The following is a 22,610-nucleotide window of genomic DNA, read 5'->3' as shown; positions in this document are numbered from 1 at the left end:
AAGTAGCATAGCGAACAGAATCAATCATTGAGCAGGTTTGAGTAGGTTAAGGTCATGACAGTTAATAAAAATATCCTAAATAAAATCAGCTTAGCTGGCGCGACTTTTGCGATGTCGTTAAAAAGGGTACTTATGATATCAGCGCTGCTGCTGATAAGTGTGCTAAGCACCAATGTTGCCCATAGCGCATGGTTTGAGCGTTTGGTTCCGCAAGGTGAGACCTATACGGTACGCGAGATAGATCGTGATTTGGCATTCGTCATTGATGGTTTTATTTATGACGCGCGTACTTCTTGTTTTTTAGCCGTGGGCGATCGGGTGGTGTTTTTTGAAGGCCGTCACGGTATTGATTACCGTGCCACTATTTATGACTTGGATTCACGCGAGCGTTGCGAGGTGTTGTTGCGTCGGCGACTCTGATAACAGATGCTATGGATCAAACAATAAATGCTATTAACGACAGCCATAAAAAAAGCCCCAAACATTGCTGTTTGGAGCTTTTTAGAATTCTTAAACGAATGGTGGCTCGAGGCAGGTTCGAACTGCCGACACACGGATTTTCAATCCGTTGCTCTACCGACTGAGCTATCGAGCCGTCTTCGTTGAGGCGCTATTAAACTAAATATAGACGTTACTGTCAAGTGATTTTTGCATAATAGGCGATAAAAAGGCATAAATAGTCAAATATAAGGTTTTAACCTTAAGATTAATCCTTAACGCGCAGTAGCTCATACTCGCTCATAATACGATGAATATCCGCATCAACAGGGACGAATTCACGCACGCCTTTTTTTACTTCGGCATCATAAACCAGTTTAATAAACTTGGCATCGATAGCACGACCACGATTTTGGCTATGAACAGTAAGATATTGCAAGCGCTTGGCATTGGTCTGTCCATCGTCAAAGCAGGCAACAGCAGCGATGGGCTTATCATTGAACATACCGACGTAAAGCGTTTGACCACGCTTAAAACCCTGCTCAACGAGGCTTAATACCTCGAGACCACTTGGCTGGTTATCATCGCTGTCATACAAATCATGCAAGCGCTCCGAGAGTTCATTCTCACGTGCAGGTTTTTTGATAAGTGGCGCATCCAAACGGTTGATGGCAATCGCTTCTAAGGGCATAATCGGTTCCTATAATGTGAGACAGCACAATGTCATGGAGTGTAGGGCCGTAGAGTATGGGTTCTCAGAGTCGGCGCGAGTAATGATTGATAAAACTGAATCCACTATTTTAGCAGAATGACACGATTTTGTGCGTGGTTTACTGCTCGGTCGTGGCAGGAGTGGTTAGGGTTTGCTATGATGATGATAGACAGTGCTTTATGTGCATAAAGTCTAGGGCGTGTCCTCAATCCAAGCGATTGTATCTAAATAGGCTAAAAATGGCTAAACTTTACCAAACATCGTCAAATAACTGATTAATATCCCGATATTATTTGCGCTATTTTCCTCGTTTGACGGCAATTTATCTCATTTTTATGACCATTTTTAAAATGAGGACACGCCCTAATATTTTGGCTTTTTTAATAAGAATTTTTAGTAAAAATTCTGAATGTTCAACAGACCCTAAGCTTAATTGTTTTATTTTTATTTGTTTTAGACGCTAGTAAGAATGATTTGGGCGCTTTTTCGTCCTATTTTATTGACCGCTTTTCATTAATAGAGAGTAGCCATGACCGCCAATTCAACAACGACAGCCAATACAACTGGGCAAAACCAATCTTCCAATGTAAACCTACACGGTCGCCCTGAACGTATCGCCACCGTTGAGCGTATTACTGCAGAGACGCAAGTTACCTGTACCGTTAATCTTGATGGTACGGGTCAAGGCACGGTAGACACTGGCGTGCCATTCTTGGATCATATGATTGATCAAATCAAGCGTCACGGTTTGTTTGACTTAGATATCAAATGTACCGGCGATACTTTCATTGATGATCATCATAGTGTAGAAGATACGGGTATCACGCTTGGTCAAGCCTTTAATAAAGCTTTAGGCGATAAGAAGGGCATTCGTCGTTATGGGCATTTTTATGCGCCACTCGATGAAGCCTTGACGCGTGCAGTCGTTGATCTATCAGGTCGTCCGGGTTTGCATATGGACATTCCTTTTACTCGCTCACACGTGGGCAAATTCGATGTGGATCTATTTAGCGAATTCTTCTACGGCTTCGTCAATCACTCGTGGATGACGGTGCATTTAGACAACCTCAAAGGTAAAAATAGCCATCACCAGATTGAATCAACCTTTAAAGCCTTTGCTCGTGCGCTACGTATGGCTTGCGAATATGATGAGCGCGCTTTGAATACCTTGCCGTCGACCAAAGAGGCGTTCTAGATGAGTAGAGCTACAAAGATTGCACTATTAGATTATGGCATGGGTAATTTGCACTCTGTCAGTAAAGCACTGTCGAGCGTTGGCGCAGAAGTCTCTATCACTAATGACCCAAAAATCGCAGCGGTGGCGGACAAAATAGTCTTCCCCGGTGTCGGTGCCATGCGCGACTGTATCGCTGGCATGCATGAAGCAGGCATTGATGAGGTTGTACGTCAGGCGATATTCAACAAGCCTGTCATGGCCATCTGCGTCGGTATGCAGGCGTTATTTGAGCAGTCATCTGAGAATGGTGGTACAGATTGCCTTGGTATTTTAAAAGGTAGCGTAGAAGCGTTTGACCCGACGTGGCAAGACGAACAAGGTGCGACTATTAAAGTCCCGCATATGGGTTGGAATACCATCAGCGGTATGGATGTTGATCATCCATTGTGGCATGGTATCGAGGACAACGCCCATTTTTACTTCGTGCACAGCTATTACTGTGCGCCTGCCGACAGCTCACAAGTGGCGTCTATCTGTGATTATGGTCAACCGTTTTGTGCCAGTATCATTCAAGACAATTTATTTGCGACCCAGTTCCATCCAGAGAAAAGCCACACTGCAGGTTTGCAACTGCTCAAAAACTTCGTCGAATGGAATATTTAGAGAGACGCTAAACGTGAAATGAATATTTATTTTAGTATGAGGGTAGATTATCAATTGTATAATCTGCCTTTTTTATGTTCAGTTATAAATTTTTAGCTATACTCTCAGTTATTTTCTACTTGCTTATATTTGGAATACTCTAGTGGATTTCACCACCTTTAAAATCGATATTATTGAAGTAACCGGACTGGCTAAAGATGCTCTGCATATCTATGTCGGTGTCGGCGTCTATCTTTTGTGTCTGCTTGTGCTGCTGCCTATTATTAAAAAGCAAGGTATTAAGTCCTTTATAGCTTTAATCGTCGTCACGGGTATTGCTTTATTGGGTGAGTATTTAGACAACCGCCATATCATTAGACCGAGAGGGCTTTTTGCATTAGGAATGGTAGACATCAAGGCAAGTCTCCATGATTTGATCAATACTTGCCTGATACCTTACGTGCTCTATGGGTTGAATAAATGGACTAAGATTTTTCGTCCCACCGCACCTGCGCCACCCGTTAGATTATTAAAAAAACGATCTTAGTTGATTATCATAAAAATAAGGTAAATTAATGCGGTTGTTTCTCAAACCTGAAAGAGGCGCTATGACTATATCTATCTCCACAAAGTTTCAGCCTTACGCTGCTAACCTTCTTCTGGTAGTAACCGCTTTGCTACTTAGCTTTGGCAGTTATCATTCGGCAGTAGCTGCTCAGAATGTCATTAAATCGACAAACCCCTCCATTAAAAAACCATCAGCCCACGCAACACCTGTACCTGTCAAATTACTTGATACTAATGAGTTAAATCGAATAACGCATTTGTCAGTAGGCAAAAAAGATCAATTTTTTCCAGCTGGCAAAGTACTCAATGACTATCTTAAAATTGAATTAATAGATAAAGCCTTTTTTGAGAAAAAACGTGCGCTCGCTGTCGATTATTTATCACATAAAAACGCGATTAAAAAACAAGATGGCGTTATATCCATTCAACTGGTTAAGGACTCTTTGAAACTAGTAGATATCGATAGTGACGATGATGGCGAAACGTATAGATATATCGGCCAAATAGATGCCTTAGATCAGCATCTGGTTGAAGTACTGCGTTGGGAGAGTCAGAACTATCAAATGTTTGATCAAGTTGAAGGGTTCTTAACTCAAGAGTTTTCAGCTTATCCTTATCTCTCACCAAATAAACGCTATATCATCTCAGCTTATGCCAACCCATACGAGGGTCATACCGATCTCGGACTCTATAAAGTTAAAGGCAGAGAGATCATCCCTGTTATGAATGCAGGCTTTAAAAATTGGATGCCTATCACTGATCCTGCTGATATATTTTGGGCGAGAGACGGCTATTTATATGTAGCGGTGACTCATAGCGCTAGTGCCATGCAGATAGGCGGTCGCGTCAATGCACAGACGCAGTATATTAGGATAAAAGTTGATTTATAGAGTGGTTAGTTGTTAGATAGAAAACTCTGCAACTTAACAACCGACCCCTTACAAAGCTTACGAAACATAAAAACTCTCCTCTATTTAAGCCCTCCTTAGTTTGCTACCTTACTCTCAGACAATAGCCAAATCGATATGCCTATCAGGTTTATCGATTCAGCTATCTATGACTATCAATAATAAAAAACTATCAAAAAGGAGTCACTATGAATATCCAAGACCTATTAGATAAAGCTAAAGATACGTTGGGTTTAGAACCAATACAAATTGAGGAAGGAGTTTATATTCCCTCCGTATCCTCGCTCAAGATAGCAGCACCGAGCAAAACTAACTATGATAATACCGATTATGACACGCCTTATACAGGTAATAAAAAAATCATGATGGTCTGCACCGAGCAGCAATACATGACCATGACCAATGATAAAAAGTTCGATACAGGCAATCATCCAGTTGAGATGATGGTTCCGTTACTGCACTTTAAAAAGGCAGGCTTTGAGGTAGATGTATTTACCCCAACTGGTGAGCCGGTAAAGGTTGAGCAGTGGGCCATGCCAGACAAGGATGACGACGTCAAAGCAATCTATAGCGAATACGAGTCTAAGCTGAATAAGCCAAAAGGTATCGATGACTTTGTCAAAAATGACATGGCTAAAAGTGACGACTACGCCGCTATCTTCATTCCCGGCGGTCATGGTGCGATGTTAGGCTTACCTGAAGATTATAGTCTTGGTGAGTTGCTGCGTTGGGGTCATGAGAAGGATCTATTTACCTTAGCCATCTGTCATGGACCAGCGGCTTTATTGGCGGCTAATTTAAAAAGTACTGATAGCTCAGATGCAGACAATAACGCTAATAAAGACTTTATTTTTAAAGGCTATGAGATGGTCGCGTTCCCAACGGTTATGGATAAGCAAATGCCAAAAATCGGTTATTTGCCGGGACCTATGCCGTGGTACTTTGCAGAAAAGTTAGAAGATTTGGGCGTTACGATTAATAATAAGCTGGCCTCAGGACAGACGCATCAAGATAGAAAGCTGATCTCAGGTGATGGGCCATTAGCGGCTAATGACTTTGGTAAGATCAGCGCTAAAGCTTTGCTAAAAGAGCTTGGCTAAAAGGACTTCGCGACGTCAGTTTGAAGTACTATATTTTGATTTTGCAAAGTTGCAATGCTGGGCTAAAGCGCCAGCCTACGACATAACTTAGCTTGTTAGTACAAAGTATCTTAAGCAATGACTTATAAGATACATAAGATTTGACTTAGCAATAATATAGTTAAAATCGCGTAGGCTGTGGCTTCAGCCCAGCAAATAGTTATACAATATTACACTATTTGGTAATGAAACTTAGTTTTGAAACTTAATTAAAGGTGATTTTGATAACAAAAAAACGGACTACTAAATAGTCCGTTCTTTAGTTTCTACAATGGAAAATTATTATTTAGACTCATCATAAAGCTTTCTCACCACCTCACCAATCACTGCAATACCTTTAGTCAACGTGTCTTCATCCGCCGCAATACTCATGCGGATACACTCATGTGCATGTTTATAATCGCTGATATCGACACCAGGGAAGAAGTACTCACTCGGCACGATAAGCGTACCTTTTTCTTTGAGAGTCTCATAAAGCTCAGAGGTGCTAATCGGCAAATCCTTGAACCATAACCACAGAAATATCGCGCCCTCTGGCTTATGAATCACTAGCGGATAATCGCCCAACGCTTCTTTTAATAGCTTCACTGCTGTCTTAGCTTGCTGCTGATAAAAAGGCTTGATCACGTCATCGGAGAGTTGCTTGATACGATCATCCGCTACTAGTGGCGTCGCAATCGCCGCGCCAAAACGTGTCGGTGCTAAATTCACCACCGCATTCATGGCGCTGACCGCTTCGATCACTTCGCTATCGGCGACGATAATACCGGTACGCATACCGGGCAGGCCAATCTTAGATAAGCTAAAGCACAGTATCGTATTATGATCCCAATTGAGATGCGCGTCTGAATAAATGATATTAGGGAAGGGCATACCGTAGGCATTATCGATAATCAGTGGTATCTCGTAACGCTTGGCAATCTGAGCTAACCGCGCCATTTCCTCATCGGTCAGTACGTTACCCGTTGGATTGGTCGGACGCGAGCAGCAAATCGCGCCAATACGACCTTCCTTGAGCGCGGGCAAGTTCTCTAACGCTTCAAAATCCACCCGATATTTAAAAAATCCGTCCTCGCCATCATGAGTCACTTCGTCGATATGTGGCAATACTGCGGCAAAATGCTGACCTTCGACATGCACATCGCTATAGCCAATATATTCAGGCGTTAGCGGTAGTAGGATAGATTTGTCTATAGATTCGCTCTGTTCGTCAGCGAAAGCACCACCAAACAAGTTAAACAAATAGAAAAAGGCATTTTGCGAACCATTGGTCAAAGCGATATTTTCTGCGGTCAAATTCCAATCATAATGACGATTAAAAAAGCTGACCAAAGCCTCGATAAAAGCCGCATCGCCCTGCGGATTAGAATAATTCGCCATACTGATGATTGAGGTGCTATTCGCTTCGCCTGTATCATTATCATTGCCAAGCTCTCGATAAGTCTGCAAAAACAGCTCATTCACCGCCTCAATCTTGGCAGGATTACCGCCGCCTAACATATTGACTGGCTGATCGCTTTTTAGCGCATCGCCCAAGTCATCCATCAATTGCGAGATACCAGTGGGCTGGGTAAATTTCTGACCGAACTTTGAGAATTTCATAAGAGTACCGTGGGGCTAATGAGGGGTAGGAGTTATTTGTGTGCAAAGTGGCGCTATTATAGCAAATGCGGGGTACGCGTATAAGCGTAATAAAAAAACGCCCGCCAAATCAATAGCGAGCGTTTCGGATTTGCTGTTTTAGGGGCTTGGGGTTTTGGAGCCAAGATACCAATTCAATCAGTGCTGAAAAGCCTTGTTACTGAAAAGTTCTTTAAGATAATTAAAAACTTAATCTAAATGAATTAGAATGCGCAATTTCTAACATATTTATTTAAATTTGTTATTTAACTGTTCTAGCAGATAATCAGTAAACTCTTTACTTTTTGCAATGTTGATTAGATTTTTCTCTGAATTGGCTAGTAAGTAATTATCAATGCTATTAGCTAGAAAATTTATTGCTTCTTCGAAAATATTTTGAGTAATCAGAGATAGATCAATAATAGATATATCTTCAAAAGAAACGTTTGTCTTCTTAAAATAAATTCTAGAAATTATCATACCTAAGTGTAATTTAAAATTCGATGTTTTACTCTTCTCTTTACTATCAGAATGCTTTAGCCAATAACTATGCCCTTTCTTATATATAAGACAGCAGTTGAACATCGGTTTAAAATCCTTCTTAGGATCAAATATTTTATTATAATTAGCTTCCGTTTTTAACAAAGAGGTTGGACGCGATCTAGCTGTATGTGGATCGTTATAAGCAATAGATTGAACCGCTTGAGCTGTTAGTTGAATACTAAATATTTTCGTCGCTGGTTTCCCTTGATTTTTATAGTAGTTTTTCCGTCTATCATAATAATAGCCTTCATTTAAGAAAAATAATTCCAAATGTCTTTGTACGGGTTCTGTTGCACGTAACAAAGTAGCAGAGACAGGGTTTTGACTATTGGTGGAAGCGATAATATGGTCAGTCGTTTCTTTATTTGTATTTATTATGACTTTAACTAGAACTGATCTATTATCATCCATATCTAGGTTATGATAGTTGTATATAGAGTAAGAAGTTTGTAAGCCATTTACTATCTGTATGTTTTCAATAGATAATTTCTTCCCTACTTCTTTTGGCTCTTCTGCAATAATGGTAATACCATTATTTAACCACCAGAAATCCTCATTCGAAGGGTTTTCTATTGATTCCCGTATCCGCTTATTTACATCTACTGATCCTTGAAAGTGTCTAATATTACTTTCAAAAAGATCATCACGAATACCTCCGTTTTCTGCTGTTAAAAACTCCTTGTAGTTTCCTAACTTAACAGTCCCAATATACCCAATACCATAATTATCAAATTCTGTCGATAATGGTCTATCTTTAAATTCTATAGTATTACGATTGGACTTCTGCTGTTGGTATAATTCGAGTAGCTCTTTAGAGCTATAGACAGAAAAATTTATATCGGAAGTGCTAAATATTTTCTGAGATATTTCGACTAACTGCTCTGCCTTTTGAGAAAAAACTGTATTAAAATTTTTGCTAGGAGCATTTGATATATAGAGATAATCTAAAGATATCTTTCCTCCACTGGTAGCAGTTTTTTTCCAAACTTCAGTTAATAACAATGCTTGATTAACTAAATCTGAATTGAAACGAGATAGTAGTAGCTCTTCCTCGTTTTCTAGGTTGAATAAAACGGGAACTGTAGTGATAAGTTTGTCAATTATACCTTCTTTGAAGGAGCTTGCTTTCTTACATTGCGAAATAATGAATTTAGCATTAGTTTTGTTAGTAAAATTGAAGTTATCTAAATTATAGTGTATTAAATATAAAAATGTTATAAGATAAAACATCTCAACAGATATACTCAATTATCATGACTTACTCACTAGATTATCGCAAACAAGTTCTTAAAAGCTTAGCAGGTGGCATGACTTTTGCCGAGGCAGCCTCTTTTTATGATATTAGTCCAACCACCATTCAAAAGTGGAAGAAACGGCTGCATAGTAAGAGCACTCGCAATGTTACGCCATCAAAAATACCAGATGATGCACTACGTAAAGACGTTGAGCGTTACCCTGATGACTATCACTATGAGAGAGCAAGACGGTTCAACTGTACTGCCCCAGCCATTTGTGAGGCTTTAAAACGCCTAGGCATCAGTCAAAAAAAAGACCTTAGAGCATCCAAAAGCATGTCCAATAAAAAGAGCGGCGTATCAGAGTAAGCTTGATAACTTTAAACAGCAAGGTTATCCCATTGTGTATATGGACGAAAGCGGTTTTGAAAGCCAGACCATTCGTCCTCATGGTTATGCACTGATAGGCAAACCCTGTATCGACAGCTACAACTGGCAAGGTAAAAAGCGAACCAACGTCATTGGGGCTCTATATGAAAAGATGCTATTTGCACTGGATTACTTTGAACACAACATTAACAGCGGCATATTCTACGATTGGTGCAAACACACCCTAATCCCAAGCCTTAAAACCAAATGCGTGATTGTCATGGATAACGCTCGGTTTCATAAAAGTAGACGTATCCAAAAATTACTGAACAGGCATGGTCATCGTATCCTATGGCTGCCGCCGTACAGCCCAGACTTGAACCCTATTGAGAAAAAATGGGCTCAAGTGAAGTTTCTACGCCAAGGGTGGATGGAAAACGACTTATCCAAATTATTTTATGATGTTTGTCCTAGCCATAACACTTTTGTTTTGAACTGACTATATCTATATTATCTATGTATTCATCATTAATAAAAATCATAATGGAGTCGATACCACCATCATTACTACCATCGACAATTGAAGATAATATATTTTCGTATGTCACGCTACTATCTTTATGGATTTGAGTTAATGAAAAAATCTCGAATAATTCACTATCAGACAAATCAATCTCATTACTCTCTTTAAAAGCTTTAATGCAGCCTTCAAGTATTATTTTTTCATTGCTCATGATAGAACCTTTTCTTACATTTTGGATTAATTTTTAAAGTCAATATCTTACAACAAAATCGCTCCCGAAGGAGCTTTTTAGCTCTGATAGCAGAATTTATCATAACGGGCTGATTAATTTTCGATAGTTAAGCTTTGAGGTAGCTACGTGCCAAGAGACGCACCAAGGTGTATTCGTCGTCTAGCTCAGAAAAATAAGTAATATAAAGTTAAAAACCCTCAATTAAGGGGTTTTTGCATAAAGCCAAAATTGAATACACCTAAACCATAGCCCGAACCCTTGCCATAATCCCACGCCCAATCACCAATCTTACATAAATAATCGCAATACCTAGCAGCAAGGCGAGGAGCAATCCGCCACCAATAGCTAGATTTACCCACGGCACGCTAAAGCGTAGATTGAACCACTGGGTAATGGCAAACCACGCGCCAACACTAGCGATAGTCATCGCAAACACCGCTGCGCTAACGCCAAGTACGCCAATCTCCAAGATATTGAGCTTATATAAATCAGACTTCTGCATCCCTAATAATCGGAATGAGGCGCTTTCTTGCATCCGATCTTGTGAAGTGGAGAGTAGCGAGCTGATAAGTACCATAATCCCAGTCAATAACGCCAGTAGCGTAAAGACATAGACCAAGCGACTCATCTGCATCACTAAGTCTTGGATTTGCTCCGCGATAGCGGTACCATCGATGGTGGTTACCGCAGGGAACTGGCGTACTAGCTGACCTTGCAGCTCTGGAATACTGGCCTCGGCTACATGCGCCGTAGCGAACTGGATTTGCGGCGCCGCAGACAAAATATCTGGCTCAAACAAGAAATAGAAGAACGGACTTGGGCCACGTTCAAACCTTGAGCGGATACTAGTGATTTGACCCGTCAGCTCGATACCTTGAATATTGAAGACGACTTGATCGCCCATGCCAACATTAAGCATATCGGCTGCGGTATCTAAGATAGATAGTGGCTGTACTTGTTGTAGCTTTGAGGTTTGCGGATCTTGATCTTTGATAGGCGTATAGAGCTTATCTTGAGTCGCGGTATCGCTAATAAACTCGGTATCCATTACGCTATCGGCGTAGCTTAAGTTAAACACTCGCGTCGGGTCGTCTTGGTTGTCAGGGGCATCGATATCGGCAGCGGCAACGTCATTAGCGGTGACCACGCGCGCGCGAATGACAGGATAATAGCTGACAGGCGCTTTGAGTATATTGTTGATCGCTTCATGCTGTTCGGTTTGTACATCGAGCAAGAATATATTGGGCGCATCCTCTGGATAAGCATCGACGAACTGCGCGTTGATGCTGTGATTGAGAGTGGTAATCAGCGTCAATACCGCTACAGATAGCGCTAAGGTCACAAAAAATAATGCCGATTGATTGCCTTTACGCGCCAGATTATGAATGGCGATACGCTGCATCCAACTGACTTTACGACGCTTAGCAATGCCCGCTAGCAGCCCTAACCAACTTCGAGCCAATAGCCAAAACACCGCGACAAAGGCAATTAGGCCAATGAGTAATTGCGCGGATAATATCCATGAGCCGACTTCATAAGCGAAGAACAGATAGAGACCGATAAACATCACCGTATACGACAGCAGTGGCAAACGTTGAAACCAAGATTGATCGGCAGCGGCTTGGCTAGCGCCTTGATTGAGTAGGGTAGCAGGGGTAGTGGTGCTCAGCTCACTGAGACCGCGCTGGGTAATCACTATCGTCAGTAGGATAGCGATAATAAGCGTTTTGACAATGCTAATAGGGTTAATAGCCAAACCAATATCGGCAGGCAAGATAGCCGACAGATAGGGCTGACCAATCTGTAATAGCCCGAGACTGAGCACAGTAGCGGCGATACTAGCGATGATCGAAGTGGTCAATAATAACCGATAATAACTGGCTTTAATCTGCCTAACCGGTTCGCCCATCGCCATACGAATGGCATTATTAGACTGCTGCTTCGTGACAAAAGCGGTGATAACGCCGTACATAGCGACCGCTGATAATAGCAGTACCGCGATAACCAGCAGCTTTAAAAACATCAATACATTGTCAGAGATACGCGAGACTTGCGTGTCCTCAGAGTCTATATCAGAGAGCTGAATGTCAGGATAGCTGACTAAGGTTTGCTGTAATTGCTCATTTAACGTGGTGATGGTTTCCGCGTCACCTGCTATCTCGATACGATAACGCACACGGCTACGCTGACCTAACAGGTTAGTCGCGGCTAAGCCGTCCTCTTGCATCAATACATGCCCGCCAAAATCAAAGGCACTTAGCGGACGATCGGGCTCTTTGGTCAGTATATCGCTGATAGTAAACTCAGCTTCACCGATTTTGATAGTATCGCCAACGCTAGCGTTAAGACCCTGCATGACTTCTGGCGCGACGACTACGGTGTTAGGTTTGAGCTGTTGCCATAGAGGTTTGCCTGAAGCAGTTTGGGCTTCACCGTATAGCGGATAAGCAGGGGTGACGCCCTTGACGCGGACGAGTAAAGTTTGCTGATCGGTCACTGCCATTGAGCTAAACTGATAATCGTAAACGATTTGGTCATCAGGCAAATCTTTGACTTGTTCTATGATTTGCGCAGGCCACTCCTGATTGGCCTCTAACACTAAGTCGCCACCGACGAGCGCGCGCTGATTATCGGTGATGTATTTATCGACAGATTGCTGAATAGAATCAAGGGTTAGATAAGTGGCAAGTGATAAGGTTAAGGTAATTAGGAATAAAACCGGATAAACCCAACGTCGCCACCAGCTACGGGTTAAGGCTTTAGTGCCTAAAGTAGAGGCAAAGACAGCAAGCATAGTAGACATTAAGCTTTGATTTGATTTATCGCTAGATAATCTATTCTTATCATTATTAGCAGTATTATCCATTAACTTTTGATCCATCTATCATCCCATCATGCATAGTAATCACCCGATCCGCCATCTCGGCAAGCGCAGGATCATGAGTGACTACCACTAGCGCGGATCCTGTTTGTTGACGTAGATCTAATAATAGCTGCATGACTTGATCAGCGTTTTGCTCATCTAGATTACCTGTTGGCTCATCAGCGAAGACAATTTTAGGGCGTGAAACCAAAGCGCGCGCGACAGCAGTACGCTGCTGTTCACCGCCTGATAGTTGACTCGGTAAGCTATCACGGCGATGACCCAATCCGACGGCTTCTATTAATTCATCAACGCGCGCTTGATCGGGACGACGAGCGATATCGAGCGGGAAGGCGATATTTTCAGCGACAGTTAAAGTTGGCAATAGATGAAAGGACTGAAAGACAAAACCCATATCGCGTTGACGAATAGCGGCGAGTTTATCTTCATCAAGATTGCTTAAGGTTTGCTCTGCCAATTTAACCGAGCCACTATTAGGATAATCGAGCGCGGCTAGTAAGCCAAGCAAAGTTGATTTGCCTGAGCCGGACTTACCCATAATCACCACGAACTCGCCAGCATTGACATGGATATCGACGTTCTTAATAATTGTCAGCGAACGCTCGCCTACCGAGACCGTTTTGGTTAAGCCAGTAGCGCGGAGCAGTACTTCTTGGTTGGAGGCAAGATTCACATTATTAGCTTTCGTTAGGCTCATTGCGTAGTCTCAGTGGTAGGCGTTTCTACAGGGGTTAGCGAGTTTGCTTGCATGGATTGCAGCATTCTATCGACCTCAGGTTCAAGCACTGGCAAGATATTATTATTAACAATAATGGTATAACCCTCTTTAGTCGGGTGAATAGCGTCGGCCTGATTAAGCTCAGGGTCACCGCCAACGCCTTCTAAAAAGAACGGGATCATTTTAAGATTCATATCTTCAGCGATGCGTGGATAGATAGCTGAGAAGGATTTGACATAATCATTACCGAGATTGTCATAAATCTGCATACCACCCAAGATGACTTCGCTACCATTATCTTGTAGATGGGTAACCGCGGTACGAATATTTTTTTCAACCGTTGCCACATCGAGACCGCGAATCGCGTCATTAGCGCCAATAGTTAATATCGTGATATCAGGTTCGGTCTGGCTCACCCAATCGAGACGATTGACTAATCCGTTACTGGTTTCGCCACTGAGACCTGAATTGACCACATCTACATTGGTATAGCCCATTTGCTTGAGCTTAGCTTCTAGTTGCGCAGGATAGTTATCATCAGGATCGACACCTAAGCCTTCGGTTAGTGAATCGCCAAGGGCTAAAATGGTTATAGGTTGTGACTTTTCTTCCTGATCCGTAGCACTGATACTTGCCGCTCCTTCAACCACTACAGGCTTATTAACCGTTGCCGTTTCAGTGGTTTGTGGCTCGTTAGCAGCTTCTGTTTCAGCAGGTTTTTGACAGCCACTTAACAGCAAAGCTATGCTAAAAATCCCGATAGTTACGCTAAAAATAGACCGCTTAATTAAGCTAAGGTTGTTATTTTTCATCATGTAAGTATCTCTTAATCAATCGAACCAGTTTAGCAAAATAAAGTGATAGTCAATATAAGGGTAAAGTTACGGCAAGTAGGTTAATTCTATCTTAAGCCTTCTGTCCGTCGACCATAATGGGGCGACTGACTAACCACGCAAAACCGACATTAATCACCATCAGGATCAGCATAAGTAACAGTGCTAAGCCCCAATTACCAGTTAATTCATGTAGCCAACCTGTGCCTAACGGACCAAAGAAGGCTAGCAAGTAACCAACGAACTGCGCCATGCCCGATAGCTCGCTGGACTGGTTGGTGGTATAAGTGCGCAGGGAAAACAGCATCATACTGAGCGTAAAGATAGCAGAACAACCTGCTCCCATCAAACCTGACCACAGCCAAGCTAAATCAGGGGTTAGATAACTGACTCCTAACACCCCAATGACGTTGAGCACCGCAGCTAAGATCGCGAGCGCTTGAATAGGGCGGCCACGATTGACGAGCCAAGTCAAACTTAAAATAGAGAGCGGCGCCATAAATTGAAACACCGAGCCCATCTGGCCAGCAGCAACTGGAGTTAAACCCTTACTGACCCAAATAGAAGGTAAAAAGCTGGCAACGGTATAAAACAGTAGTGACTGCAAACCCATAAAGACCGCGATCTGCCAAGCAAAGGCCGTGCGCCACATCGAAATCTTTGAAGATCCTGAGGGCGGCAAAACAGCAGCTTGATGATTAGAAGAGCCCAAACTAAAACGCAAAAATACCCAAATCGCTAGGGCAAATAGTCCCAACAACGACCAACCACCGAGCGACCATTGCCAACCGACACTTTCAGATAACGGTAATACCACCCCTGCGACAATACCCGCAGACACCGTCATGGTCAGGCTAAATAGGCCAGTAATCAATGGAATATGTTGCGGAGTGCGCTGCTTGATAACGGGTGCCGCCAAGGTGTTAGCAAAGCCGATAGCCAAGGTCAGTAATAAAGTACCCGTTAAGAATCCCAGCCAAGTTGGTATGACAGTACGAATAATCATACCTGCCGTTAATAAACCAATCATCGCAATGAGCGTATTCTCAAGACCAAAGCGCTTACCAATCGTTGGTGCGATAAGCGCGCCCACTGCAAACGTTAGCATCGGCACCGCACCCAGCCAACCAATCTGCGTCTCAGAGATATTGAGCGCCTCTTGCACCACTGGTGCAATAGAGCCAAGGGCGACAATAGGCGCACGCATATTGGTCGCCAGTAATATCATGGCGCATAGTACGAGCCAAAAAGTGAAGCGCGATGAAGGCAGCTTAAACGCTGACGAGGTATCTGGGTGAGACTGTGGTGGCAAATCAGACGGCAAATGGGAGGAGGTAGACATAGCAGCACGACTATTATTAAAATGAGAAAAAGGACACGTCATTAAACAACGCCGAAGAATCGTCGCTGATAAATAACACTAAGGAAAACGCACCTAAACGGTGACTAACATTATCAATCAGAATCGCAAATCAGAACTAGACATTACTTGCACAGCGCAAGGAGTACGAGCTTGTTACCCTATAAGCTAGGGTAAACATAATGTATGGGTAGTGGCTTTATATATGAGTAATAGCCTATACGAGTATGGCTTTGAGAGATTGATTGTCGTCAATCACACATAACGTGGCTACGGCATCAGGCGCGCTGAAGCTATTATTGGCACTTTTTTCACTCACCCTTTTATGGACAACTGATCTAAAACCAAGCATATAAACAGCTGATGGCACAATAAAAAATAGCGCCAGCCACTTTCAAAGTGACTAGACGCTATTATAAGAACAGATGTAAGGTAAATGCTACCAGCGTATGGTAACCAATGTGACCTTTATACAGATTTGCCTAATTGAGCAGCTCTAAGCGCGTTTTCTTGCTGCTCTGCGATGATTGAATCGCATTTGTTAGGATCGTTACCACAAAACGAGCAGTTTTCATCGCCCATCAGTTTTGCAACGCCGCCGCAAGATCCTCTAAGCGGCTTTTTTTTGACCATATAACCGATACCCATAAACACAAAGAATAGGATAAATACAGTAAAGGTAATAGCAAGCATGGGAAGTAGTTGGCTAAGCATAGAGGAGGCCTCGTTTTAAAAATAGGGCAGTCATCAGTAAAGATAACTTACTAATAGTATAGCAAATTTTTGCATTGCTCGTTGATACTAATAGGGTGTTCTTTACAGCATTACACTAGGGCATGCCCTCAATTCAACCGATAGCGATCTAAATAGGCTAAAAGTGGTTAAACATCGCCAAATATCGGCCAAACATCATCAAATAGCTAGATAATATCATCGATATGATCTGCGCTATTTTCCTTGTTTGACAGCAATTTACCTTGCTTTTATCCTCATTTCTAAAATGAGGACACGCCCTAGAAATTTACGGTTGTTTATCAGCACGCAGGTTCATCATCGCCGGTGTCTGTACTAGTTGCCAATCGTCGATACTGTCTAAACGTTCTTTGGCTAAAGAATCACTAGGCTTGATACCGTCAGCTAATATCACAAACAGCGCGGCTAGGTTTTGTTCCTTAGCGACTTTTAAGGCCTTTTCATAAGGCATCGCCGTCAGTGCCGTTGCCCAGGCATCTGCCAACGCAACCGAATCTGCAGCCACGGTGACCGAAGGAGCACCACCAACAATAGGCTTGCCAGTGGTGGGATCGATCGTGTGACTATAGTGCTTACCATTAAAGACGACCGAGTTGCGATAGTTCCCTGACGTTGCTAGATGCATCTGATTCGTCGTGTTCATCGGTTGACGGATGGCGGTAATTGTTTGGCGTTCGCTAACGGTGCTACCGTCGATAGGCGCATCAATCGCAATTTGCCACGGTTGCTGTTGGTTATTGACACCAGAGGTCGCAATTTCACCACCAATCTCGACCATATAATTACGGATTTTATAGTTGTTTTTGAGGACGTCAGCGATAACGTCAACTCCGTAGCCTTTTGCCACTGCTGAAAAATCAAGCTCGATGCCGTCTTTGGTTTTAATAAGACCGTTGTCGTTTTGCACCACGCTCTCAAAGTCTACCAAGGCTTTTGCTTGCGCGATGTCTAGCGCAGTTGGCGGGCTTTGTAGGCGCTCAACCGTCATGGTGCTACCAAATCCCCATGTCTCAATCAGTGGCATCACTGTCGGGTCAAAGGCACCGCCTGATTGTTGATAGACTTGCCTAGACGCCTCTAATACATGGCTGAAATCGGAGTCGATAGCAATCGGCGTATCTTTGCCTAATTGATTAAATTTAGAAATAGTAGAGTCCGCTTGATAAGTGGACATGCTGTCATTGATATCTTGCAAACGCTTATCAATCGCGGCTTGGATGGCAGTTTCGTCTACATCATCCGGTAGTTGATAGCTAATATGGTAGCTGGTGCCCATCGTCTCACCGCTCAGATAATTATAATCTGGCGTTTGCTGGCAAGCAGTGAGGCTCACTGTACCGATGAGACCAATGACGCCATATAGGGCGATAGTGTTGTTTTTATTAGTAGACAAGGAATACATTAAATTTTTCATAAGCTCTTTGCTATAGCATCAGGGGTGAATGTGGCTTTAGTTAAGCGTTGCCTATTTTACACCCCTTGCCACCCATAACGCCAATAACTCTAAAATTGCAAAAGTCAGCGAGCGTGTTAATGAGTCCCTAGTATATTTATGCTTATTATTTCACTTGCGACTCACGTATTAACTTATAGAGCTTTGGCGGTGATAGGCGATTGACTCTCGTGGCCAGTTTTTCTTGTTTGCCACCAACGATGATGTATTCTTTATCGTTACTAAGCGCCTTAACGACTTGCTTGGCAAAAGCAGTTGCAGTCAGTCCTTTATTGGTCGCCTCATCCATGGTACCTTGGGCGCTACCATCTCCTGTCAGCGCGTTAATAGAAACGTTGGTTTGGATAAAGCCTGGAAATACGGTCGCAACCTCTATGCCTTGATCATGCAATTCTGCACGTAAACTGTTCGCCCACATATGCAAGGCTGCCTTGGCTGCCCCATAAGCGCCACGATATTGCGTACCGAGTAAGCCGGCCACACTCGATATCATCACGACTTTGCCGCCGCCTTGTGCGATCATATTGGGCAAAACCAATCTTGTGAGACGCGTTTGCGCAAAATAGTCTATCTCCATAATTTGCCGTTCGACCTCTTCACTGGTTTCCATAATAAGCGCGCGTTGACTGACGCCAGCATTATTAATCAGCCAGTCAATGTTCCCTGCTTGTGCGATAGCAGCGTCATAGGCTTCTTTCGCTTGCTCGGCATCACTAATATCAAAAGGCATAATGATATGTTTTTTGCTGTGTTTGCAGCTTTTTTTGACCGCTGCCAATTTTGCCTCATCACGACCACTCAAGATAATCCGAGCACCGCGTTTGGCAAAAGCAATGGCTAAGGCTTCACCGATACCGCTAGAAGCACCAGTAAGCCAAATGGTTAATTCTTTTACTTTGGTTTTCATAAGAATCCTTTCTTAAATAATTGAAGTTTTTCATAGACTTTAGCCAATGATTTTTTTAGCTTAAGAATATTTCTATTTTAAAACCACAAACTGGATACCATCATATATTAAATTTAAAAAAATAAAAAAGGCATCTAATAGGATGCCCTTAATTTCTAATACTTTTCATCACTACATAAACTCTAGAGGTATTCTCTTTAATTTACTCTAGCATTTGTATAACGATAACCTTCTGATTCCATGCAAGAACTAAGTAAACTCTTTTCTCTTTCACTCTTTACATTTGCAATCCCAATTTGATAACGGCATTTCCCCCCTATGGCAGGATAGTTGTCACCCCTAAAGAATAATCCAAATGGGGGCACAAGGACCAATCATGCCACGTTATAGTGACGAACGTAAACAAGCCATACTCAGCAAACTACAACCCCCAAGCAACATGAGCGTAGCCGAAGTTTCAAGAAGTGAAGGCATCGGCTTACAGACCCTGTATAATTGGCGCAATCACGCCAGAGAACAAGGTCAGCCCATGCCCACCAACCACCATACCCCCGATAACTGGACCAGTGACACCAAACTTGCCACCGTCATCGAGACTGCCGCCCTAAGCGAAAGCGAGCTTAGTGAATACTGCCGCAACAAAGGCCTCTATGTCGAACAAATCAAAGCTTGGCGAGCCTCTGCCTTACAAGGATTTAGTAGCAGTAAACAGCAAAGCCTTAAAGACAAGCGTCAGCAGCAGACAGATCGCAAGCAGATTAAGCAACTCACCCGAGAGCTTGCTAGAAAAGACAAAGCCTTAGCTGAAACCGCCGCTTTGCTGGTACTGCGAAAAAAGTTGGATGCGTTTTGGCAAGAGCACGAGGACGACTGACCTCACTTTCAAAGCGCAAGCAGTACATCAACTGGATCCAAGAAGCCAATGGAACAGGGGCAAGACTCACTCTGGCCTGTATTGAGGTGGGCATCAGCATACGCACCTACAGGCGCTGGTATAAAGCGGGTCAAGTGAGTGCTGACCTACGTTCTGACGCCGTGCGCCAAGCCCCGAAGAACAAACTGACATCGACTGAGCAAGCCGCCATTATAGCCGTCTGCAATCAGCCGCGCTTTGCCAGTCTGCCGCCCACCTAAATCGTACCGACCCTGCTAGATGAGGGGGTGTACTATGGCTGTGAGTCCACCTTTTACCGTGTGCTTAAGCAGCACGAGCAACTGGCTCATCGTGGTCGAGCTCTAGCCCCTGGCGCATCAAAGCCACCACAAACCTTTACTGCAACAGGTCCAGGTCAAGTCTTCTGCTGGGACATCACTTATCTGCCAAGTCCTGTACGGGGTCAGTTCTACTATCTGTATATGATAGAGGATGTCTATAGCCGTAAGATTGTCGGTCAGGAGGTGTATGACCACGAGTCAGGAACGTTGGCAGCTAAGTTGCTTGAGCGTACTTTAATCAGTGAGAATGCGCTACATAGCGGTGTGGTGCTACATTCGGACAATGGGGCACCAATGAAAGCACAAACCATGCGCATGAAGGCCTATGAGCTTGGCGTTGTGACGTCATACAGTAGACCAAGGGTCAGTAATGATAACCCCTTTGCAGAGTCGCTGTTCAAGACCTGCAAGTATCGTCCTAATTGGCCCACCGAAGGTTTTAAGAGTTTAGAGGCGGCTCGTGACTGGGTGCTAAGCTTCACACGCTGGTACAATGACGAGCATAAGCACAGCCAGCTTAACTTTGTGACGCCGAGTCAACGCCATACGGGTGAGGATAAGGGAGTACTAGCCAAACGTTATGAGACGATGCAGCAAGCTAAAGCTCAAAATCCGATACGTTGGGGGTCTCAAGAGGTGAGAAACTGCGAGCCTGTGGGTCCGACGACATTGAATCCTGTAAAAGAGCCAGAAAAGATGAGATTACAAGCTGCTTAATTGGGCTTGATGGTGACAACTACCTTGAAAAACTCCGTTTCTGTATGGCGTTATGTGTATCATGCTGAGATATACCTACTTTTTGCCAAGCTGGTTTAGGAGCACTTGAGCAAGCTGATAGTATTAAAGTAGAAGCTAAAATGCTTGTAAACACACTAGTTTTCATAATAGAACCTTTAATTGAATATATTTGCCTGAAATTTAGCTGAGCACCATGTATAAATGATAACCAACAATTATTTAACAGTAACAGAAAACAACTAAAATTGTAAGATTTCAGAAATAAAAAAAGAGCCTCAATTGAGACTCTCTTTTATAGTATTAATTTAATCGTGTTTCTCTAACCAGTCGGCTTAACCACCAAAGTCATCAAGCATGATATTTTCGTCTTCAACACCAAGGCTATGCAACATGTCGATTACCGCCGCGTTCATCATCGGTGGCCCACACATGTAGTATTCACAGTCTTCTGGGTTTGGATGGTCTTTGAGATACTCTTCTAGCAAGACGTTATGGATAAAGCCAGTATAACCATCCCAATTGTCTTCAGGAAGTGGATCAGACAAAGCCACATGCCACTCAAAGTTATCGAACTCTTCTTCTAGTTGATCATAATCTTCAACATAGAACATCTCACGAATAGAGCGTGCACCGTACCAAAAGCTAATCTTACGCTTAGTGTTTAAGCGTTTAAGCTGATCAAAGATGTGTGAGCGCATCGGTGCCATACCTGCACCACCACCCACAAAGATCATCTCAGCTTCGGTGTCTTTGGCAAAGAATTCACCATAAGGACCTGAAACCGTCACTTTATCACCAGGCTTTAAGCTAAATGTCCAAGAAGACATCTTACCTGGTGGGATACCGTCAGGGCCACGTGGCGGTGGACTAGCGATACGAATGTTAAACTTGATAAGGCCTTTTTCTTCTGGGTAGTTGGCCATTGAATAAGCACGAATAACCGGCTCATCAACTTTTGAGACATAGTTGAAGATACCGAATTTTTCCCAGTCTTCTCTATACTCTTCGGCCACATCGAAGTCTTTGTAATGTACTTCATGCGGTGGCGCTTCCAACTGTACATAACCACCAGCGCGGAAGTTAACTTCTTCGCCTTCTGGAATTTTAAGCACTAGCTCTTTAATAAAGGTGGCAACGTTATCGTTAGAGATAACTTCACATTCCCACTTTTGTACATCAAAGAATTCAGGATCAATCTCGATTTTCATGTCTTGCTTAACAGCTACCTGACAAGCCAAGCGCATGTGATTACGGATTTCACCTTGGGTAAAATAGCCTTCTTCGGTAGGCAAAATAGAACCGCCCCCTTCAATAACGCGGCAACGACACTGCGCACACGTACCACCACCACCACAGGCTGAAGATAAGAAAATACCTTCGCTCGCCAGTGTCTGTAGTAGTTTTCCGCCTGCCGGTGTCACGACGTCATTATCGGGATTGTCATTGATATGGATAGTAACATCGCCTGAACTGACCAGTCTTGAGCGCGCTGCCAAAATAATGGCAACGAGTCCCATGATGATCAAGGTAAACATAGCAACGCCACCAATCGCCGTAGCGTAATCCATGGTAGGTATCCTTAATCTATGGAGTAGGGGTGCGAAAAGACGTCATTGCGTGTTTCCTGAACCCCTACCGAATAAA

At 43.1% G+C, this 22,610-nt stretch carries 20 protein-coding genes, 1 tRNA gene and 1 pseudogene; 9 read left to right on the top strand and 13 right to left on the bottom strand.

Going from position 1 to position 22,610, the window contains the following annotated elements:
• Positions 1–54 precede the first annotated feature (54 nt).
• A complete protein-coding gene (locus ACSUPM_RS13735) occupies positions 55–420 on the top strand; it encodes a hypothetical protein (RefSeq protein WP_350588211.1) in 366 nt (121 codons plus the stop codon).
• Positions 421–519: 99 nt separating this feature from the next.
• On the opposite strand, the gene ACSUPM_RS13730 is transcribed toward ACSUPM_RS13735, so the two are convergent.
• A tRNA-Phe gene (locus ACSUPM_RS13730) sits at positions 520–595 on the bottom strand.
• A 111-nt stretch (positions 596–706) separates the two neighbouring features.
• The gene (locus ACSUPM_RS13725) at positions 707–1,129 is read right to left on the bottom strand and encodes a hypothetical protein (RefSeq protein WP_173239079.1); all 423 of its coding nucleotides are present in this window, start codon (positions 1,127–1,129) and stop codon (positions 707–709) included.
• Positions 1,130–1,679: 550 nt separating this feature from the next.
• On the opposite strand from ACSUPM_RS13725, the gene hisB reads away from it, so the two are divergent.
• From hisB to ACSUPM_RS13700, 5 genes are all read left to right on the top strand, one after another.
• The gene (gene hisB / locus ACSUPM_RS13720) at positions 1,680–2,345 is read left to right on the top strand and encodes an imidazoleglycerol-phosphate dehydratase HisB (RefSeq protein WP_101211854.1); all 666 of its coding nucleotides are present in this window, start codon (positions 1,680–1,682) and stop codon (positions 2,343–2,345) included.
• Entirely contained in the window at positions 2,346–2,990 is a 645-nt protein-coding gene (gene hisH / locus ACSUPM_RS13715) for an imidazole glycerol phosphate synthase subunit HisH (RefSeq protein ID WP_173239080.1), read from the top strand.
• A gap of 142 nt (positions 2,991–3,132) precedes the next feature.
• Complete coding sequence (locus ACSUPM_RS13710; protein WP_350588213.1) at positions 3,133–3,516, top strand: hypothetical protein; 384 nt, start codon at positions 3,133–3,135, stop codon at positions 3,514–3,516.
• A gap of 61 nt (positions 3,517–3,577) precedes the next feature.
• Positions 3,578–4,426, top strand: coding sequence for a hypothetical protein (locus ACSUPM_RS13705; RefSeq protein WP_350588214.1), 849 nt, complete (start codon positions 3,578–3,580; stop codon positions 4,424–4,426).
• Between the two features lie 206 nt (positions 4,427–4,632).
• On the top strand, positions 4,633–5,544 hold the full coding sequence (locus tag ACSUPM_RS13700) for a DJ-1/PfpI family protein (protein ID WP_350588215.1): 912 nt from the start codon (positions 4,633–4,635) through the stop codon (positions 5,542–5,544).
• Positions 5,545–5,865: 321 nt separating this feature from the next.
• On the opposite strand, the gene ACSUPM_RS13695 is transcribed toward ACSUPM_RS13700, so the two are convergent.
• Positions 5,866–7,185: a valine--pyruvate transaminase gene (locus tag ACSUPM_RS13695; protein WP_350588216.1), complete on the bottom strand. Its 1,320-nt coding sequence runs from the start codon at positions 7,183–7,185 to the stop codon at positions 5,866–5,868.
• Between the two features lie 267 nt (positions 7,186–7,452).
• Positions 7,453–8,994, bottom strand: a complete 1,542-nt coding sequence (locus tag ACSUPM_RS13690) for an AIPR family protein (RefSeq protein WP_436880031.1) — start codon at positions 8,992–8,994, stop codon at positions 7,453–7,455.
• A 5-nt stretch (positions 8,995–8,999) separates the two neighbouring features.
• Between ACSUPM_RS13690 and ACSUPM_RS13685 the strand changes: the two genes are divergently transcribed.
• Entirely contained in the window at positions 9,000–9,350 is a 351-nt protein-coding gene (locus ACSUPM_RS13685; protein ID WP_025652499.1) for an IS630 transposase-related protein, read from the top strand.
• Entirely contained in the window at positions 9,325–9,849 is a 525-nt protein-coding gene (locus ACSUPM_RS13680; RefSeq protein ID WP_156915621.1) for an IS630 family transposase, read from the top strand. The genes ACSUPM_RS13685 and ACSUPM_RS13680 overlap by 26 nt, the downstream gene beginning before the upstream one ends.
• On the opposite strand, the gene ACSUPM_RS13675 is transcribed toward ACSUPM_RS13680, so the two are convergent.
• The 8 genes from ACSUPM_RS13675 to ACSUPM_RS13640 all read right to left on the bottom strand — a co-directional run bounded on the left by ACSUPM_RS13675 (position 9,821) and on the right by ACSUPM_RS13640 (position 19,013).
• Positions 9,821–10,084: a hypothetical protein gene (locus ACSUPM_RS13675; RefSeq protein WP_436880030.1), complete on the bottom strand. Its 264-nt coding sequence runs from the start codon at positions 10,082–10,084 to the stop codon at positions 9,821–9,823. The genes ACSUPM_RS13680 and ACSUPM_RS13675 overlap by 29 nt on opposite strands.
• A 259-nt stretch (positions 10,085–10,343) precedes the next feature.
• A complete protein-coding gene (locus tag ACSUPM_RS13670; protein ID WP_025652995.1) occupies positions 10,344–12,986 on the bottom strand; it encodes an ABC transporter permease in 2,643 nt (880 codons plus the stop codon).
• A complete protein-coding gene (locus ACSUPM_RS13665) occupies positions 12,964–13,686 on the bottom strand; it encodes an ABC transporter ATP-binding protein (protein ID WP_201582718.1) in 723 nt (240 codons plus the stop codon). Before ACSUPM_RS13665 ends, ACSUPM_RS13670 begins: the two co-directional genes overlap by 23 nt.
• Positions 13,683–14,522 carry an arylesterase gene (locus tag ACSUPM_RS13660; protein WP_201566678.1) on the bottom strand — a complete coding sequence of 280 codons (840 nt, stop codon included), beginning with the start codon at positions 14,520–14,522 and terminating at the stop codon, positions 13,683–13,685. The genes ACSUPM_RS13665 and ACSUPM_RS13660 overlap by 4 nt, the downstream gene beginning before the upstream one ends.
• 91 nt (positions 14,523–14,613) lie before the next feature.
• A complete protein-coding gene (locus tag ACSUPM_RS13655; RefSeq protein WP_227687632.1) occupies positions 14,614–15,882 on the bottom strand; it encodes an MFS transporter in 1,269 nt (422 codons plus the stop codon).
• A 486-nt stretch (positions 15,883–16,368) separates the two neighbouring features.
• Entirely contained in the window at positions 16,369–16,614 is a 246-nt protein-coding gene (nqrM, locus tag ACSUPM_RS13650; RefSeq protein ID WP_025652990.1) for a (Na+)-NQR maturation NqrM, read from the bottom strand.
• Positions 16,615–16,921: 307 nt separating this feature from the next.
• The gene (locus ACSUPM_RS13645; protein ID WP_025652989.1) at positions 16,922–18,067 is read right to left on the bottom strand and encodes an FAD:protein FMN transferase; all 1,146 of its coding nucleotides are present in this window, start codon (positions 18,065–18,067) and stop codon (positions 16,922–16,924) included.
• Positions 18,068–18,212: 145 nt separating this feature from the next.
• Positions 18,213–19,013, bottom strand: a complete 801-nt coding sequence (locus ACSUPM_RS13640; protein ID WP_350588218.1) for an SDR family NAD(P)-dependent oxidoreductase — start codon at positions 19,011–19,013, stop codon at positions 18,213–18,215.
• A 376-nt stretch (positions 19,014–19,389) separates the two neighbouring features.
• Here ACSUPM_RS13640 and ACSUPM_RS13635 point away from each other — a divergent pair.
• Positions 19,390–20,945: pseudogene (locus tag ACSUPM_RS13635) on the top strand (IS3 family transposase).
• A 353-nt stretch (positions 20,946–21,298) separates the two neighbouring features.
• Here ACSUPM_RS13635 and nqrF read toward each other — a convergent pair.
• Positions 21,299–22,534, bottom strand: a complete 1,236-nt coding sequence (nqrF, locus tag ACSUPM_RS13630; protein ID WP_025652987.1) for an NADH:ubiquinone reductase (Na(+)-transporting) subunit F — start codon at positions 22,532–22,534, stop codon at positions 21,299–21,301.
• Between the last annotated feature and the right edge of the window lie 76 nt (positions 22,535–22,610).

This window comes from Psychrobacter okhotskensis (assembly GCF_965638355.1).
GTDB lineage: Bacteria > Pseudomonadota > Gammaproteobacteria > Pseudomonadales > Moraxellaceae > Psychrobacter > Psychrobacter okhotskensis.
This window is presented reverse-complemented; position numbering and strand designations above follow the sequence as displayed.

What these genes read in the sequence shown, in the direction of transcription:
- ACSUPM_RS13675 (WP_436880030.1), bottom strand. Translation starts at nt 10,084, where the DNA reads ATGAGCAATGAAAAAATAATACTTGAAGGCTGCATTAAAGCTTTTAAA.
- ACSUPM_RS13670 (WP_025652995.1), bottom strand. Translation starts at nt 12,986, where the DNA reads ATGGATCAAAAGTTAATGGATAATACTGCTAATAATGATAAGAATAGA.
- ACSUPM_RS13685 (WP_025652499.1), top strand. Translation starts at nt 9,000, where the DNA reads ATGACTTACTCACTAGATTATCGCAAACAAGTTCTTAAAAGCTTAGCA.
- ACSUPM_RS13735 (WP_350588211.1), top strand. Translation starts at nt 55, where the DNA reads ATGACAGTTAATAAAAATATCCTAAATAAAATCAGCTTAGCTGGCGCG.
- nqrF (WP_025652987.1), bottom strand. Translation starts at nt 22,534, where the DNA reads ATGGATTACGCTACGGCGATTGGTGGCGTTGCTATGTTTACCTTGATC.
- ACSUPM_RS13640 (WP_350588218.1), bottom strand. Translation starts at nt 19,013, where the DNA reads ATGAAAACCAAAGTAAAAGAATTAACCATTTGGCTTACTGGTGCTTCT.
- ACSUPM_RS13655 (WP_227687632.1), bottom strand. Translation starts at nt 15,882, where the DNA reads ATGTCTACCTCCTCCCATTTGCCGTCTGATTTGCCACCACAGTCTCAC.
- hisB (WP_101211854.1), top strand. Translation starts at nt 1,680, where the DNA reads ATGACCGCCAATTCAACAACGACAGCCAATACAACTGGGCAAAACCAA.
- ACSUPM_RS13700 (WP_350588215.1), top strand. Translation starts at nt 4,633, where the DNA reads ATGAATATCCAAGACCTATTAGATAAAGCTAAAGATACGTTGGGTTTA.
- ACSUPM_RS13725 (WP_173239079.1), bottom strand. Translation starts at nt 1,129, where the DNA reads ATGCCCTTAGAAGCGATTGCCATCAACCGTTTGGATGCGCCACTTATC.
- nqrM (WP_025652990.1), bottom strand. Translation starts at nt 16,614, where the DNA reads ATGCTTAGCCAACTACTTCCCATGCTTGCTATTACCTTTACTGTATTT.
- ACSUPM_RS13705 (WP_350588214.1), top strand. Translation starts at nt 3,578, where the DNA reads ATGACTATATCTATCTCCACAAAGTTTCAGCCTTACGCTGCTAACCTT.
- ACSUPM_RS13645 (WP_025652989.1), bottom strand. Translation starts at nt 18,067, where the DNA reads ATGAAAAATTTAATGTATTCCTTGTCTACTAATAAAAACAACACTATC.
- ACSUPM_RS13665 (WP_201582718.1), bottom strand. Translation starts at nt 13,686, where the DNA reads ATGAGCCTAACGAAAGCTAATAATGTGAATCTTGCCTCCAACCAAGAA.
- ACSUPM_RS13695 (WP_350588216.1), bottom strand. Translation starts at nt 7,185, where the DNA reads ATGAAATTCTCAAAGTTCGGTCAGAAATTTACCCAGCCCACTGGTATC.
- ACSUPM_RS13660 (WP_201566678.1), bottom strand. Translation starts at nt 14,522, where the DNA reads ATGATGAAAAATAACAACCTTAGCTTAATTAAGCGGTCTATTTTTAGC.
- hisH (WP_173239080.1), top strand. Translation starts at nt 2,346, where the DNA reads ATGAGTAGAGCTACAAAGATTGCACTATTAGATTATGGCATGGGTAAT.